This is a genomic window from Gilliamella sp. wkB195, assembly GCF_001690445.1.
In the GTDB taxonomy this organism is placed as follows: domain Bacteria; phylum Pseudomonadota; class Gammaproteobacteria; order Enterobacterales; family Orbaceae; genus Gilliamella; species Gilliamella apicola_E.
Genome location: NZ_LZGP01000019.1, coordinates 1 through 16,514, shown reverse-complemented (window position 1 = coordinate 16,514; position 16,514 = coordinate 1). Strand labels below are relative to the sequence as shown.

Below are 16,514 nucleotides of genomic sequence, written 5' to 3'. Positions count from 1 at the left end.
AAACCACCTTAGTTGGTGGTTTTTTTATAAATTATTCATAAATTGATTTTAATTGCCAGCTATCTAATTTGGTAATTTTTGCTTGTCCATTTTCGGCAAATAAGTTAATTAACCTTTTTGCTGGTAATTTAGGATAAATACGGCTTGAGAGGCTATATAAATCTTTATTTATGAAAACTTCGACTGATGATGCATCAACAAAAATATGTAATGTTAGTTTTTTGGTTTTTGGTAATGGCACACTTCGATAACCTTTTAAGTCAATTCCAGAAAGACTTCGGTCTAGAATGATGCGGTTAGCTTGCCGATCAATGTACAATAAGGTTGCTTGCTTACCATCTGGTGTCGCAGCAAGTTGTAATCCAAAACGTTCAGCATTACTATTGACTAAATCAATTTCAACATTAATTTCACAACTAATTGATTCAATTTTGGTATTTTTTAATTCACTATTTAATTCAATATTAGTTAATGATTGTGGTTTTTCGCGAAGTGCCACAAGTTCTTTAATTGGTCGATTACGAACTCTATTTTGTCGATCTAGGATTAATTCGCGTGGTAAAGTAAATGCTCCCATCCATTTATCATGTTTACTTGGCATTTTTGATTCCCACATATCCATCCAACCAAACATAATACGACGACCATCTGCTGCGAGGAATGATTGTGGCGCATAAAAATCGTGACCAAAGTCCATCTCTTGGAATGATTTGATTATTGAAAATGGCTTACCTGGCTGCCAATCTCCAACGATATAGCCAGATTGGAATCGATTTCGATATTGATAACCTTTTGCTTGCATACCTTGTGGTGAGAACATTAATATCCATTTATCTCCTAATGGGAAAAAGTCTGGACATTCAAGCATATAAACATTCGGATCGATATCACTGATAAGAACTTGTTCAAACTTCCAATCTTTTAAATCAGTTGAACGATAAAGTAACACTTGACCAACATCATTGGTTTCTCGCTGACCAACTACCATCCACCATTTACCATTTTGTTTAAACACTTTAGGATCACGAAAATGCATAATCCCTTCTTTTGGTGTAAGTACAGTTCCATGTTTTTTAAAATTAATACCATCTTTACTTGTGGCAAGACATTGAGTTTCTCGGATATGTTCATCATTACCTTGACCATTTAACCATATATGGCCTGTGTAAATTAAGCTCAATTCGCCATTATTATCTACAGCTGAACCTGAAAAACACCCACTCTTGTCATAATCATGATCTGGCGCAATTGCAATTGGTAATCTTCGCCATGTAATAAGATCATCACTTACTGCATGTCCCCAGTGCATTGGTCCCCAATTCTCATTATAAGGATGGTGTTGATAGAAAGCATGATATTGTCCTTTATAATAGACTAAGCCATTTGGATCATTCATCCAACCAGCTTGAGGTGATAAATGGAAATGAGGATAATATTGCTTATTCATTTCTTTTTCTAATTTTTTTATAGCTTGGTTAGCTTTATCAATTGCATTTTTCATAACATTCCCTTCTTTTATCATGAGTTAGGTTAATACGATTACATACTACATTAATTTTTTTGTTAACGTTAACTTATAGTGAAATAAACGTTAAAATATGTGATGATAGTCACATATTTTTAACGTTAACAATGATTTTTTTTATAAATGATTTAGTTTATAGTTAATATTGATTATCAACACATCAGCTAATCAATGCTTAATGAATTAATTTGAGTATGCTGAGATAGTAATGACACAAAAATTTAACCTATTAATAATATGAGTGACAAAATGAATAATACAAAAGTATGGTCTCTTGGTGATGCTGTTATTGATTTATTACCATTTGGTGAAATGAACTACCGAGCCTGTGCTGGAGGTGCTCCTGCAAATGTAGCTATTGGTATTGCTAAGTTAGGACTGCCCTCTGGTTTTATTGGTAGAGTTGGTAATGATCCATTTGGTCACTTCATGGAAAAGACTTTTTGTGAGCATCATGTTGATTGCCAAAGTCTTGAAAAGGATGAGGAGCATAGAACAAGCACCGTTGTTGTTGATTTAGGTGAAAATGGTGAACGAAGTTTTACCTTTCTTGTTTCACCTTCGGCAGATCAATTTTTATCTGAACAAGCACTTCCTGATTTTAATCGAGATATTCTTCATTTTTGTTCTCTAGCATTAGTTGGAACAACTTGTCGACAAACGCTCAAACAAGCTATTGAGAAACTTAGTGATAAAAATGGTTTAATTAGTTTTGATATCAATTTACGTGAACAAATGTGGCAAGATAAAAATGAAATGCGCACAATTATCACTCAATTCTGTCATGATGCTGACATTCTTAAACTGTCTGATGAAGAGTTGTTTTGGTTAACAGAGAGCCAAGATTGGCATGTAGCACTCGATAAATTGCAACAACATTATAATGCACCACTTAAATTAGTCACCAAAGGTAAAGATGGTAGTATTGTGTTGTGGCAAGGCAAAACTTTTACTTTTGACTCGTTCCATGTCAATAGTATTGATACAACCGGAGCTGGAGACGCATTTGTTGCAGGATTACTTAGTAGTATTGCTTCATCAGGAATGCCGGAAGATAAATTAATGTTAGAAAGCATGATGACCATTGCTAGTGCATGTGGAGCGTTAGCTACCACCAAAAAAGGTGCATTAACAGCATTACCAGACAGTAGCTTTTTACAATCATTTATTAGTGATAATCCTGCGTTAATAGCAAAACAGATGGGATAGTAAAATGACTGAAAAGGAGAAAATGTTAACAGGTTTACTTTATAATCCTTGTATTAATGAGCTTGAAAAAGAGCGAATTTATGCACAAGATCTCTGCTTTCAGTTAAACCAACTATCACCTTCAGCAGTGGATAAACGGCAACAACTTTTTAGAAAGCTATTAGGTAAAACACCGAAGCAATTTACAATTATGCCCGGTTTTCAATGTGATTATGGCTACAATATTGAAATTGGAGAGAATTTTTTTGCTAATTTTAACTGCATCATGCTTGATGCGGCCAAAATTACATTCGGAGATAATGTCCTTGTCGCACCCAATTGCGGTTTTTATACCTCAGGTCACCCACTTGATAGCCAAATACGCAACAGTGGGCTTGAGTTTGCCAAACCGATTACGATCGGTAATAACGTTTGGATTGGTGGTAACGTAATTGTACTACCCAATGTGACTATCGGCGATAATACGGTTATTGCAGCAGGCAGTATTGTAGATCGAGATATCCCTTCAAATGTCGTTGCCATGGGTACACCATGCCGAGTGTATAAAACACTTTAATGCCATTTAAACTATCTGTTTGCTGCATTGTGCTCTAGCCCATGCATCAATAGTGAACACATCATCAATAGTGGCAGGTTCCGGAAAATTAAGTTGATCTAACGTGGTTGCAACTTGTTTGGCAATATCCATAAAACCAATTTTTTGCTGTAAAAATGCTTCAACTGCCACTTCGTTGGCAGCGTTAAGCGCTGTTGTTGCCGCTTGCCCTTCACCACAAGCTTCAATGGCTAATTTTAAGCATGGATAGCGAATAAAATCGGGTTGATTGAAGGTTAATGATGAGATTTGAGTAAAATCTAAAGCAGGTACACCGGATGAAATACGTAATGGATAAGACATTGAATAAGCAATTGGCGTACACATATCTGGCACGCCTAATTCTGCAATAATACTGCCATCTAGATAACGAACCATCGAGTGAATAATCGATTGAGGATGTACAATAATCTCCATTTGCTCAGAACTAGCATTAAACAACCAACGAGCTTCAATATATTCCAAGCCTTTATTCATCATCGTTGCCGAATCAACAGAAATCTTTTTACCCATTGACCAGTTAGGATGTAAAGTCGCTTGCGCAGGCGTGACTGAAGTTAATTGATTTAACGGTATCTCCCGAAAAGGCCCGCCAGATCCGGTTAACACAATTTTGGCGATACCATGATCAGTCAGATTAGCAAATCCAAGATCATGTTGCACTGCGGTAGGTAAACTTTGAAAGATCGCATTATGTTCACTATCGACCGGCAGTAGCTCGGCGCCATATTGTTTCACCGCTTGCATAAATAAATTCCCACAAGTGACTAATGACTCTTTATTAGCTAGTAAAATGCGTTTACCTTTTTTAATTGCAGCAAGAGTCGGCCTTAATCCCGCAGCACCAACAATTGCAGCCATAACTTGGTTAACTTCGGGAAGCTGTGCTAAATCACACATAGCTTGCTCACCACTCAGTACTTCTATATTCAATTTTAGGTTAGCTAAATTTGCTTTAAGCTGCTGCGCTGCTTGTTTGCTCGCCATAGCAACATAGTTTGGTTTAAACTCCTGACACTGCTCTGTCATTTTTGCAACATTAGTGCCACCTACTAGCACATAAGCTTTGTATAAAGTTAGATTTTGCCGAATGACGGCTAATGTGCTACAGCCGATTGATCCTGTTGAACCTAAAATTGCGATATTTTTCATAATTAATAAATTAAACCAATGTTATTTTCTTCAAAGTAAGCGACGTAGTCTAAATCCGGCGCTCTATCGGTCATCACCAAATTAAACTGATCAAGGTTACAAATAAAAGCCGGTTTAACTTGATTAAACTTAGTATGATCGGCAATTAAAATATTTTGATTAGATTTTTTCATCGCCTGATGCTTCATATTCAGTTCATCAAAATGGTAACAAGTTGCACCTTGAGTGAGATCAATACCTGCTGCCGAAATAAAAGCTTTATTTGGACAGATAAAATCGAGCGGATTATGGGAACTAATGCCGGTAAAAATTGCATTATTAAGCTGATACTGCCCACCGCATAAAATGATTTTACATTTTGGTTTGTTTTGTAACGCTAGAAAGGCATTGAGTGAATAGCAGATTGCAGTAAAGGCAATATCATCACTAATTTCATCAATGATAAATTGCATGGTTGTACCGCAATCAAAAAAAATAGTATCGTTCTCGTCAACAAATTGGCTAACTAGTTTGCCAATATAACGCTTTTCATCTACATGTTTATCTTTTTGATCTGAAACAAAATATTGCGATATGGTATGGCGTGCTTGGTTAACAATATAACCGCCTAAAACAGCTAAACATGATGATTGATTGCTAAGATCTCGACGAATTGTCATTTCAGAAACAGCAAGCATTTGCGCTGCTTGCTTTAAATGAATTTTATCGGTAGTTTTTAATTGCTCAATAAGTGCATTAACTCTTTTTTGCGGTTGCGTTTCCATTGCCATTCCATAAATAGCAATAAGCTACTATACAGTAGCTTATAAAAGGATGAATTAATAGCCGCTAGATGATGCTTTATCGCCTGATACAATTGCAATACCAGCACTAGCGCCTAACCGTGTTGCACCAGCTTGAACCATTTTTTCAGCAGTTTGACGATCTCTAATGCCACCTGATGCTTTAACACCCATTTTATCACCGACTGTTTCGCGCATCAATTTAACATCTTCAACTGTTGCCCCTGATAAGCTAAAACCAGTTGAAGTTTTAACAAAAGCAACGCCAATTTCTTTACAAATTGTACAAACTGTAACGATTTCTTCTTTAGTTAATAAGCAAGTTTCTAAAATAACTTTTAACGGCACTGAACCACAAGCATTAAATACTGCTTGAATATCTTCTTTAACCGCCGTTAAATCATTGCTTTTTAGCCAGCCGACATTGATAACCATATCGATCTCTTCTGCACCAGCTTTGACTGCCATTTCAGTCTCAAATGCTTTAGCAGAAGTCAGCATAGCACCTAAAGGAAAGCCAACGACTGAACAAACCTTTACATCGCTACCTTTAAGCAAGCTAGCGACTAAAGGCACATAGCCTGAATTAACACATACAGAATAGAAATGATACTGCTTTGCTTCTTCACAAAGTTTACGTATTTGATCTTCTGTGGCATTCATCGCCAGTAAAGTATGATCAATATACTTTGCATAATCCATAATGATGTCCTTTAATTTTTGTTAGTAATGTCTAGTAAATAATAGTCTTTAGTAAATGATGTTAGAAAAATAACATATATAGCCCTATAATGTTATTTCCATAACATTATATACTTAAATTTTGATAATTAAAAACTAAACTATTTACTAAACTTAGACAATTGAATCAAATTGAAGTGATTCGTATGAAAAAGTTAAGCAATGCACAATTTAACATTACCGATTAATTGAAGATATGATGCGTGATTCACTAAATCAGATTGGAAACCATGATTTGACAAACTTGATTATTTTTAGTGGCAAATAATGGGCTAATACAAACAGAATGTTTACCCTTTAATTGTGCACAAGCGCATTATTTGTATTGAGCAATTTTAGATAAACTCAGTTAGACGTTATATCGCTTTAATAGAAGGGTAACTGTTTATTGAGTGATTTTTTATTTTTGATCTATACACTAATCAATACAACGGATAAAACGAATATTTTGTATTTTTTAGCGGTAATGCAATGATTGATAGGTAAAAAATCAAAAAACCTAGTTTTATCAACTAGGCTTTTTAAGCAAGAGATTAAAATTCCATCAACTCTTTTTCTTTATCTGCAAGAACTGCATCTAATTTTTTGATAGCTGCATCTGTTGCTTTTTGAATTAAATCTTGTGATTTACGTTCATCATCTTCTGAGATTTCTTTATCTTTTAACAAAGCTTTAATTTGATCGTTAGCATCACGACGAATATTACGAATTGACACACGACCTTGTTCTGCTTCATTACGGACTATTTTAGTTAAATCACGACGACGTTCTTCAGTTAACGGTGGCAGAGGTACTCGAATAACTGTCCCTGCTGAAGCAGGATTAAGTCCTAAATCAGAGGTTAAAACCGCCTTTTCAATCATTGGTGTTAATGATTTATCAAATACTGTAATAGCTAGAGTTCTTGCATCTTCAGCGACAACGTTAGCTAGCTGACGTAGTGGTGTAGGACTACCGTAGTATTCAACCATAATACCGTCTAATAAGCTTGGTGAAGCACGTCCAGTTCTGACTTTAGAAATATGATTTTGAAACGCTTCAATACTTTTTTCCATGCGCGTTTGCGCTTCTTTTTGAATCTCATTTAGCATAATAAAAACCTTTTTAAATAATTAAGACTAACAGCTCACTGTAGTCTGATTATTGATTAATGTTCCCTCTTGCTCGCCTAAAATGACACGACGTAATGCACCAGGTTTATTCATATTAAAAACACAAATTGGTAGATTATGATCTCGTGCTAATGTAAATGCGGCTAAATCCATGACTTTTAATTCATCGTCCAACACTTTCTCATAGTTAAGTGTTTTATATAGTGTAGCATTGGGATTTTTTACTGGATCGGCAGAATAAACACCATCAACTTTGGTTGCTTTTAAAACGACATCTGCTTCAATTTCAATACCACGTAAACAAGCCGCAGAGTCAGTTGTGAAAAATGGGTTGCCTGTTCCTGCAGAAAGAATAACGACTTTGCCATGTTTAAGCAAGCTAATTGCTTCAGTCCAGCGATAATCGTCGCAAACTCCGTTTAATGGGATTGCCGACATCAAACGTGCATTAACTTCAATTCGGTGCAAAGCATCACGCATGGCAAGGCCATTCATAACTGTTGCTAGCATCCCCATATGGTCACCAACAACACGGTTCATACCCGCTTTAGCAAGTCCTGCACCACGAAATAGGTTACCACCTCCGATAACAACAGCAACCTGAACTTCCATGTCGATAAGTTCTTTAATTTCTTGTGCCATACGATCAAGAACGGTTGGATCAATACCAAAACCTTCATCACCTTGTAATGCTTCACCACTGAGTTTAAGAAGGATACGTTTATAGAAAGGGGTTACCATATGAAATCTCACTATATTTTATTACTTAAAAATCTAGAATAACTAGCTGGCAATCATTTTAAAATATTTTGCAGATAAACAAAACCGCCATTACGGCGGTTTCGATAAAAACAATTAAGATTGTTTTGATATCGCAGCAACCTCGGCTGCAAAGTCAACTTCGACTTTTTCGATACCTTCACCCACTTCGAAGCGGATAAATGTTGCAATTGTTGCTTTTTTCTCAGCAAGTAAATCACCAACTGTTTTACTTGGATCCATTACAAATGGTTGACCAGTAAGTGATACTTCACCAGTGAATTTACGCATACGGCCTTCAACCATTTTTTCTGCGATTTCACGAGGTTTACCTGATTGCATTGCAATATCGATTTGAATATTACGTTCATGTTCAACCACATCAGCAGGTACATCACTTGGGTCAACATATTCTGGTTTGCTTGCAGCGATGTGCATTGCAATATGTTTCACTAATTCTTCATCACAGCCACTGTTTGCTGCAACTAATACACCGATACGTGCACCATGTTGGTAACTACCAACAACATCACCAGTGATCTCTTGAACACGACGAATACCGATATTTTCACCAATTTTAGCAACTAAAGCGGTACGCTCTTCTTCAAATTTTGCTTGTAAAGCAGCAAGATCAGTAATGTGATCATTTAATGCCGCAGTTGCTACTTTTTCACTAAATGCGATAAAACCTGCATCTTTAGCAACAAAGTCAGTTTCACAGTTGATTTCTAGAATAACACCTGATTTTTTATCAGAAGAGATTTTAGAAATAATCACACCTTCAGCTGCAACACGACCAGCTTTTTTAGCTGCTTTTGCTTGACCTGATTTACGCATGTTATCGATAGCAAGATCGATATCACCATTTGCTTCAACTAATGCTTTCTTACATTCCATCATACCTGCGCCAGTTCTTTCACGCAGTTCTTTTACCATAGAAGCGGTAACTTCAGCCATTTTTAAATCCTCTATTTAACCATTTTGATGATTTTCATTAGAATGGGTCGATGATATTATCGACCCTGAAAATATTTGAGTTTATTACTCTGCTGCTGGAGCTTCTTCAACAAAGCTTTCTTCAGATACTGGAGATTGATTTTGTTCACGACCAGAACGAACTGCTTCAGCAACCGCATTTGCATATAATTGAATTGCACGGATCGCATCATCATTACCAGGAACGATGTAATCAATACCATCGGGATCTGAATTAGTATCAACAACAGCAATGACTGGAATACCTAAATTGTTAGCTTCTTTGATTGCGATATGTTCATGGTCTGCACCAATTACAAAAATCACATCGGGTAAGCCACCCATATTTTTAATTCCACCCAAGCTATTTTCTAATTTAGCCATTTCACGAGCACGCATAAGCGCTTCTTTTTTGGTTAATTTATCAAATGTACCATCATTAGCTTGTGTTTCTAAATCTTTAAGACGTTTGATTGATTGACGTACTGTTTTCCAGTTAGTCAACATACCACCTAACCAGCGGTGATTAACGTAGTATTGTCCACAGCTTTCAGCTGCTTGTTTAATTGCTTCACTTGCAGCACGTTTTGTGCCAACAAATAAAATTTTACCTTTACGCGCAGCAATCTTGTTTAATTCAGCTAATGCTTCATTGAACATAGGTACTGTTTTTTCAAGATTGATGATGTGTACTTTGTTGCGTGCACCAAAAATAAATGGTTTCATTTTTGGGTTCCAATAACGAGTTTGGTGTCCAAAGTGTACACCTGCTTGTAACATATCGCGCATTGATACTGTAGTCATGATTTCCTCATTTTGACGTTGGGGTTATGCCTCCACATATCCGCTTTATCCGACCTTAATACACAAAGTAAAAGGCACCCCGGAAAAGAGTAATGATATGTGTGTGTTATAACGTTAATTAAGTTTTAAAATTTGTGCTTTATTTCACAAATATTTTTGAAAAATGAATGTGAAAAGTAGCGCGCGTTTTATACCATATTTTAGTGAGATTTGCTAGTTTTTTCTTATAGAAAAAGAATAATGTAGATTTTTGAGAAAAAAATCATGCTAGTGCAGAATAAAAGATTCATAAAATCGATAACCGTGCTGAGAGGTTTTAAAGATTATCAATAAGGCATTTGTTGTTCTTATTGATGAATTAGATATATCGTTAGCACCTGTAGAGGAAATAATAAATAAACTTCAAAAAAATGATTTATCACCTAATATAAAATATGTATCAAGTATGGACGATTCAAATGTTGCTGCGCAGAATTTTAATGCTTTACATGTGGTAAATTTTTATACAGTTTCCCTTCGTAAAGCTTTTCTATTCCCCAATATGATTGAAAAATTTTAATCATCTATTTCGTTAAAAGCTATAAGTAATAAATAAGCTATAATTGTCTATCAAGATAAAACAAGCATTGTTGAGTAAATTATATATAAGGGATTTTGTCTATTAAAGGATACTCGAAAAGTATTAGACGAACGTGGATTTTTTATTTTTGTGTGAGTTGATTTATATGGTAAAACCATTAAATAATTTTTTGTTATTAAATGGTTTTAACAAAGGTTTAACTAAAGATATTTTTTCATTAATCTATATAAAATAAGTTAAATATTGGTTAATGCAATTACGCTTTTTTAACAAAACAAGCTTTCAGCATTACTTTCATTCCATCAACCTTACAATCAATTTCGTGATCGCCGTCTACAAGACGAATGCCTTTAGCTTTGGCACCTTTTTTAAGTACAGTGGATGAACCTTTTAATTTAAGATCCTTAATTAAAATAATATCATCACCGTCAGCAAGTAAATTACCATTACTGTCTTTTACTTGTCGTTCGTCTTCTGATGAGGCTGTTTGATTCGGATCCCACTCATGAGCACACTCAGGGCAAACGTAAAAGGTGCCATCGTGATAGGTGTGTTCAGATTGGCAAACTGGGCAATTAGGAATAGTTTCCATGGGTTATGATTAATCCTAGTTAAATAAAATGGTGTTCACTATAGCAAAAAAATGCTATGAAGTCATGATATTCCCAGTCAACTTGCTTGCCTATTGCTGAGTAATTAGGGATTTTATCGTTTTAGGTTTTGGCAGATAAAAAAATAGGGTTATGGCATTAACCATAACACCTAAAATTTTAAAGGACTATTGTTGGAAATAAACATGTATTTCAATTAACTTGTTGATTAAGCTTTAGTGCTACAAACTGCAATATAATTAAGTTGGTCATGATGATGTTTAAACGTTTTAAACATTTTCAAAAATTGTGCGCGATTTTGTTTGCGCAAGGCGTTGCGAATGATTTTTAGTGTGCCAAACAGACCTTCGTCGTATAACATCCCTGTTGGCGACATCAATGTCATTGCATTATGCTCGGATTTAATATCAACAAATCCGGCATCGTTAAATAATTGATACCATGATTCAATGCTGGTTGGTTGAGCATTAACATTGATTGCATGACGAATATGCTTGATAATTTGCTCAGACTGTTTTGGGTTAACTAGCATAATATCATGGGTAAGTAATTTCCCACCTGGCTTTAATACACGATAATACTCTTTTAATAGATGATTTTTGGCTTTATCGGCATACATGGTAAGCATCGCCTCATTAATCACTATATCAAAGCTGTTATCCGCAAACGGCAGTTTTGATGCATCAGCTTGCTGGATGTGGATTAAGTGGTCTAATTTGTTTTTTCTAATATTTTCCTCTGCTTTTGCTAAAGCCAACTTATCCATATCAATGCCAGTAATATTGCAGCCAAAACGCTTAGCAATCTCCATAGAGGTTGTGCCCATATTGCAAGCAATCTCAAGTACCTGCATTTGTGGCGTAAAGAGTGCTTGCTTAAATAACCACTCGGTGGCTTTTTTACCTCCCGGGCGTAATCGGGTTTTCCCTAATTTAGCAAGGAATTTATGCCCGGCTTCTTTATTGCTGTTCATATTTGTTCCTTAATTGTGGTTTAAAGTTATTTCTCTTAGCATGACTAATAACATTTTAGCCGCTTGTGGCGCTTCAACAGCATGAGGAATATTGGCTGGCATTCTGACAATAGTGCCAGGTTTTGCTGTAACGGGTTGTCCATCAATCGTTAATGTCAATTCGCCTTCGATCACCATAACAATTGCGTCAAAAGGAGCGCTATGCTCAGATAAGCCTTGTCCTTTATCGAAAGCAAATAACGTTAAATTACCGCCTGTTGTTTTAGCTAAAACACGGCTTGCGATGCCTTGTTCAGTTGGGGTAATTAATGAACTCAGTTCAAGTGCTTGAGCGGGGGTAATCGTGTTGTTTGACATTGTATACTCCTATCGAAAGTCGAACCTTGTACTATAAATTTAGGTAATTTTTTAAATAAACCATTATATTTCAGGTGGTTATTAAAAAAGTTAAGTATTGAAATAAGAATTATTATCAACTATATTAAATTTATTTTAAAAGTATCATTAGGTAAAACCTATGACATTTGTCAAAAATAGACCCACCGAACAACAAATTTTTGATTGGTTAAGCCAAGTTAAATTATTTAATGGATTAACCCAAGACGCTTTGTTGCCAATCATTGAAACTGCACAGTATATGGAACTCGATATCGGTGATATGTTTGGGCATGAAGGAATGCCTTTATCGGGATGTGCGCTGATGATTAGGGGGCAGGTTGAAGTATATCGAAATACTTATCTCGGTGAGGAAAAAGTTTTTGGTATATTCTCAAGTTACCAATTAGTCGCCATTGCCGCAATTTTTATGCCACATAACCGTTTTCCAATGACGATTCGAGCTAAAACAGACTGTTCTTTACTCTTGATTGAAAAGAGCAGTTTACTCAAAGTTTGTCATAATCACCCAATTATTATGCAGCGCTTATTGGTTAATTTTAGTGCTAAATTATATGAACAGATTAATAATATTGATTGGTTAACTTCAAGCTCAGCAGAGCAAAGATTAGCGGCTTATTTTTTATCGTTATGTACTAACCAAACCAATACCTATCAATTTATATTACCAATATCACGCAGCCAGTTGGCTACTAAGTTAGGTATGCGTTATGAGACATTAAGCCGTCTTATCTCTAGTTGGCGAAAAGATCAGGTCATCAAAGTTGAGAATCACTCTATTAAAGTATTAAAGCCAGCCTATTTGAAGGGGTTAACGCTACCTTCCGAGCGTTCATTTTAATTGTTTTCTCATCTGACAACCTAGTTTTGCTGTCAGATGATAATATGTAGCGATTAAAAGTGATAAACAATCCCACCATTAAGATTAAAGCCCATTGCACTAAATAACGTCATGTCATTTTTTGATGCGACTACGTGATTAGCAACTGATGCACTTGCATAACGTTTGTTGGTTAGATTATCGGCAATTATGTAACCTGACCAGCCTTTAGGGTTTTGATAATTTATCTTAAATCCAAAAACAGCATATTGATCACGGTACTGAATATGCATATTGTTAGCGTGATCAACTGGCGTGTTAGTCGGTGACCAGTGTAAATTAGGGCCAAACGTCCAGTTATCTATTTTATAGAGTAACTGTGCATTGATAATATTTCTTGGAATGCCTGCAATATAGTGATGATTATATTGCCCGCCCTGAAAACGAAAATCGCTATAAGTCCAAGATAAACGATATTCGATATCCCCCCTGTTTAAGACGGAAGGTAACAAGCCTTTTATACCCGCTTCAATGCCTTGATGACGGGTTTTACTGCTATAATTGGATATGCCTACGGTATTGCCAATGGCATCATAAGTAGAAATATATTCATCTTTAATAATGCTACGATATAAAGCTACATCCCAATTTAGATTCTCAATAATTTTACCGCTGCCACCAATTTCAGCAGTGATACCTTTTTGGCGATCGAGCTTATTTAGCTGTGCTTTTCTTCCATTGCTGGTAATAATTTCACGAAATGATGCCGGCTCATTACTGTTACTTAAATTGCCATAGAAGCGGTTATCACTTGTCAGCGTCCAAATTAGCCCAATTTTGGGTGACCAAAATGTCCATGACTGATTGAGCTTATTATTACTATGGCGAGTATCGACATTCCGTTTGGCGTGCGTGACTTTGGTATCTAGGTTCAACTGCCAAGCGTCATTAATATTCCAAGAAGTGCCGATTGCACCATTGATGTTTTCTGCAACGGCTGTATAGTTACCAAGCAGACGTTTAAACATTGGTGTATTACGTCGATTCATCAATAATTTGCGAACCAAATTGGTTTTATCCCAAGCAAGGGCACTATGAAATGTAAGGTCGTTAAATTTGGATTGATAAGCCACTTCAGTACCGGTAGTGCGACTATTACTTAATGTATAATCGGTGGGTGTAATAAAATTATCATGAGTTCGCTGGTGCCAGACACCGAGTTCGACAGATTGATCACCAAAAGTCCAATTAGTCCGATTAGCTATACGGGCTTGTTCTGTATGGCGATGCGGGTCGGTGAGTGTGATAATGTGTTCAATTGCCCTAGGGGCGTGTTTTGATTTACTTTGCGAAAATGGCCCGGGAATATCAAAGCGTACATCTGTCCAGCTTAGCCATGTGCGGTTTTCAACATTATCGGAAGTAAAGCCAAAATTCGCTCGAGCAGTTTTACGCTGTGAGGTTGAATGATGACGGTAACCGTCGAAATGGTCATAAGATAAACTCAATCGCCCGTCAATACCATATGACTCGCTACTATTGCCTATAGCAATTTGAGTGGCTTGTCGACCAAATGCTCCATATTCATAGCGAGCAGTACCATTATCGTCCTTTCCTGTGAACGAGATAAAATTCAGCTCTCCTCCTAAACTATTACTTTGTGGATGACTATTGTTGGCACCACGATATACAGAAATCAATCGGGTATCTCGCATATCGAGCGTACTGATATGGAAATCGCCGTCAGCATCATTAATAGGCAAACCGTCTTGCAATAGTAAAACACCCCGTGAAAGAGGCGTACTTTGAACGCCAGAACCGCGAATATTCAATCGTGGTTGATCTATCCCACCAAAAAAGTTCTGAATAATGATACCGGGTTGATAATCCAATGCATCTTGTAGTGTCGATAGCCTGTTTTCTTGATCGGGAACAACAAGATTCGTTGCGCTAGCAGTTTGATTTAATTTGGTCTGTTCCTGCTGGTAACTGGGTGACAAAGCACTATGTTTAGATAATTCATTATTTGGCGTGACTAATATCACATCAGGCCTATTTTCTGCCAATGAGTAATGATTCAATACCACGGTTGAACAAAGTGAAGTCAGTATTGTTTGTTGAGCGATTTTCTTGAACTTACGCATAATATCTTCTTTCCCTAAAATAAATGATAATGATTATTATTTGCGAAATAATGATATTATCCTATGACATTTATCAAAATCGGGTAAAAAGAGAGTTAATTTAAAATTCTATTATTGCCAACCTTAATAATTAACTGAAAGAAAAACAAATAACGCTTTGATGCTGTTTAGCAAAGGAATGATGAGCTTTTTATTTTTATAAATTTAACTCAATGACTGACTATATCAATTGTGATGAATATTTTTTGTTTAACTGTGGCATAAAGCTAGCAATTGCTGATTTTTGGGATGTAAAAGTATTGGCAGCGGCCAGTGGAGAAGCTGAGATTGCATTTTGCAATGGTGTTACTTTGAATTTGGCAAATGATAGCCATTCACCTAATTAAAAAGGTTTTAATTTAAATTACATGTTAAACAGCTGTATTAACGATATAGAAAATAAAAAAGACGCAAATATATGCGCCTTTTTTGCTGAAATAAAGAGCATTAAGATGCTCTTTATAGTTAGCTATAATTATTTGATAACTTTAGCAACAACACCAGCACCAACAGTACGACCACCTTCACGGATAGCAAAACGTAAGCCGTCTGCCATTGCGATTGGGTGAATTAATGATACTGTCATTTTGATGTTATCACCTGGCATTACCATTTCTACGCCTTCTGGTAATTCAATAGTACCAGTTACGTCAGTTGTACGGAAGTAGAACTGTGGACGGTAGCCTTTGAAGAATGGAGTATGACGACCACCTTCATCTTTGCTTAGGATATATACTTCTGATTCAAAATCTGTATGTGGTGTGATTGAACCTGGTTTTGCTAATACTTGACCACGTTCGATTTCTTCACGTTTTGTACCACGTAGTAATACACCTACGTTCTCACCAGCACGACCTTCGTCTAGTAATTTACGGAACATTTCAACGCCAGTACAAGTTGTTTTTGTTGTTGGTTTGATACCAACGATTTCAACTTCTTCACCAACTTTGATTACACCACGTTCTACACGACCTGTTACCACTGTACCACGTCCTGAAATTGAGAACACGTCTTCAATTGGAAGTAGGAATGGTTTATCGATATCACGCTCTGGTTCCGGAATGTAGCTGTCTAAAGCTTCAGCTAATTCAACAATTTTTTCTTCCCATGCTGCATCGCCTTCTAACGCTTTTAACGCTGAACCACGAATTACTGGAGTGTCATCACCTGGGAAATCGTATTGAGATAGAAGTTCACGTACTTCCATTTCAACTAATTCTAATAATTCTTCATCATCAACCATATCGCATTTATTTAAGAATACGATGATGTAAGGAACACCTACTTGACGACCTAA

The 16,514-nt window shown here is 36.2% G+C and carries 17 protein-coding genes; 4 read left to right on the top strand and 13 right to left on the bottom strand.

The window, feature by feature from the left end:
- Positions 1–31: 31 nt before the first annotated feature.
- Positions 32–1,501, bottom strand: coding sequence for a glycoside hydrolase family 32 protein (locus A9G08_RS05320; RefSeq protein ID WP_065562702.1), 1,470 nt, complete (start codon positions 1,499–1,501; stop codon positions 32–34).
- Between the two features lie 273 nt (positions 1,502–1,774).
- On the opposite strand from A9G08_RS05320, the gene A9G08_RS05315 reads away from it, so the two are divergent.
- Both A9G08_RS05315 and A9G08_RS05310 read left to right on the top strand, forming a co-directional pair.
- Complete coding sequence (locus tag A9G08_RS05315; protein WP_065562701.1) at positions 1,775–2,734, top strand: aminoimidazole riboside kinase; 960 nt, start codon at positions 1,775–1,777, stop codon at positions 2,732–2,734.
- Between the two features lie 4 nt (positions 2,735–2,738).
- Positions 2,739–3,290, top strand: a complete 552-nt coding sequence (locus A9G08_RS05310) for a sugar O-acetyltransferase (protein WP_065562700.1) — start codon at positions 2,739–2,741, stop codon at positions 3,288–3,290.
- A gap of 6 nt (positions 3,291–3,296) precedes the next feature.
- On the opposite strand, the gene ispC is transcribed toward A9G08_RS05310, so the two are convergent.
- From ispC to A9G08_RS05260, 10 genes are all read right to left on the bottom strand, one after another.
- Positions 3,297–4,481 (bottom strand): 1-deoxy-D-xylulose-5-phosphate reductoisomerase, encoded by a 1,185-nt coding sequence (gene ispC, locus A9G08_RS05305; RefSeq protein ID WP_065562699.1) that lies wholly within the window; start codon positions 4,479–4,481, stop codon positions 3,297–3,299.
- A gap of 2 nt (positions 4,482–4,483) precedes the next feature.
- The gene (deoR, locus tag A9G08_RS05300) at positions 4,484–5,245 is read right to left on the bottom strand and encodes a DNA-binding transcriptional repressor DeoR (RefSeq protein ID WP_065562698.1); all 762 of its coding nucleotides are present in this window, start codon (positions 5,243–5,245) and stop codon (positions 4,484–4,486) included.
- 54 nt (positions 5,246–5,299) lie between these two features.
- Positions 5,300–5,965, bottom strand: coding sequence for a deoxyribose-phosphate aldolase (gene deoC, locus A9G08_RS05295; protein ID WP_065562697.1), 666 nt, complete (start codon positions 5,963–5,965; stop codon positions 5,300–5,302).
- Positions 5,966–6,537: 572 nt separating this feature from the next.
- Positions 6,538–7,095, bottom strand: a complete 558-nt coding sequence (gene frr / locus A9G08_RS05290; protein ID WP_065562696.1) for a ribosome recycling factor — start codon at positions 7,093–7,095, stop codon at positions 6,538–6,540.
- A gap of 27 nt (positions 7,096–7,122) precedes the next feature.
- Entirely contained in the window at positions 7,123–7,857 is a 735-nt protein-coding gene (gene pyrH / locus A9G08_RS05285; protein ID WP_065562695.1) for a UMP kinase, read from the bottom strand.
- Positions 7,858–7,971: 114 nt separating this feature from the next.
- Positions 7,972–8,832 carry a translation elongation factor Ts gene (gene tsf, locus A9G08_RS05280; RefSeq protein WP_065562694.1) on the bottom strand — a complete coding sequence of 287 codons (861 nt, stop codon included), beginning with the start codon at positions 8,830–8,832 and terminating at the stop codon, positions 7,972–7,974.
- A gap of 84 nt (positions 8,833–8,916) precedes the next feature.
- The gene (gene rpsB / locus A9G08_RS05275; protein ID WP_034882419.1) at positions 8,917–9,654 is read right to left on the bottom strand and encodes a 30S ribosomal protein S2; all 738 of its coding nucleotides are present in this window, start codon (positions 9,652–9,654) and stop codon (positions 8,917–8,919) included.
- A gap of 836 nt (positions 9,655–10,490) precedes the next feature.
- Positions 10,491–10,826 carry a zinc ribbon domain-containing protein YjdM gene (locus A9G08_RS05270; RefSeq protein WP_065562693.1) on the bottom strand — a complete coding sequence of 112 codons (336 nt, stop codon included), beginning with the start codon at positions 10,824–10,826 and terminating at the stop codon, positions 10,491–10,493.
- A gap of 227 nt (positions 10,827–11,053) precedes the next feature.
- Positions 11,054–11,818, bottom strand: a complete 765-nt coding sequence (locus tag A9G08_RS05265; protein WP_065562692.1) for a class I SAM-dependent methyltransferase — start codon at positions 11,816–11,818, stop codon at positions 11,054–11,056.
- Positions 11,819–11,827: 9 nt separating this feature from the next.
- Complete coding sequence (locus A9G08_RS05260) at positions 11,828–12,175, bottom strand: cupin domain-containing protein (protein ID WP_065562691.1); 348 nt, start codon at positions 12,173–12,175, stop codon at positions 11,828–11,830.
- Between the two features lie 160 nt (positions 12,176–12,335).
- On the opposite strand from A9G08_RS05260, the gene A9G08_RS05255 reads away from it, so the two are divergent.
- Complete coding sequence (locus A9G08_RS05255; RefSeq protein ID WP_065562690.1) at positions 12,336–13,055, top strand: Crp/Fnr family transcriptional regulator; 720 nt, start codon at positions 12,336–12,338, stop codon at positions 13,053–13,055.
- A 53-nt stretch (positions 13,056–13,108) separates the two neighbouring features.
- Here the strand turns inward: A9G08_RS05255 and A9G08_RS05250 are convergent, their stop codons facing one another.
- The gene (locus tag A9G08_RS05250) at positions 13,109–15,178 is read right to left on the bottom strand and encodes a TonB-dependent receptor domain-containing protein (protein ID WP_065562689.1); all 2,070 of its coding nucleotides are present in this window, start codon (positions 15,176–15,178) and stop codon (positions 13,109–13,111) included.
- Between the two features lie 212 nt (positions 15,179–15,390).
- Here A9G08_RS05250 and A9G08_RS11660 point away from each other — a divergent pair, with 212 nt between their 5' ends.
- Complete coding sequence (locus A9G08_RS11660) at positions 15,391–15,564, top strand: hypothetical protein (RefSeq protein ID WP_176701521.1); 174 nt, start codon at positions 15,391–15,393, stop codon at positions 15,562–15,564.
- A 128-nt stretch (positions 15,565–15,692) separates the two neighbouring features.
- Here A9G08_RS11660 and A9G08_RS05245 read toward each other — a convergent pair.
- Positions 15,693–16,514: elongation factor Tu (locus A9G08_RS05245; protein ID WP_065562688.1), on the bottom strand; the 822-nt coding region annotated here is incomplete at its 5' end.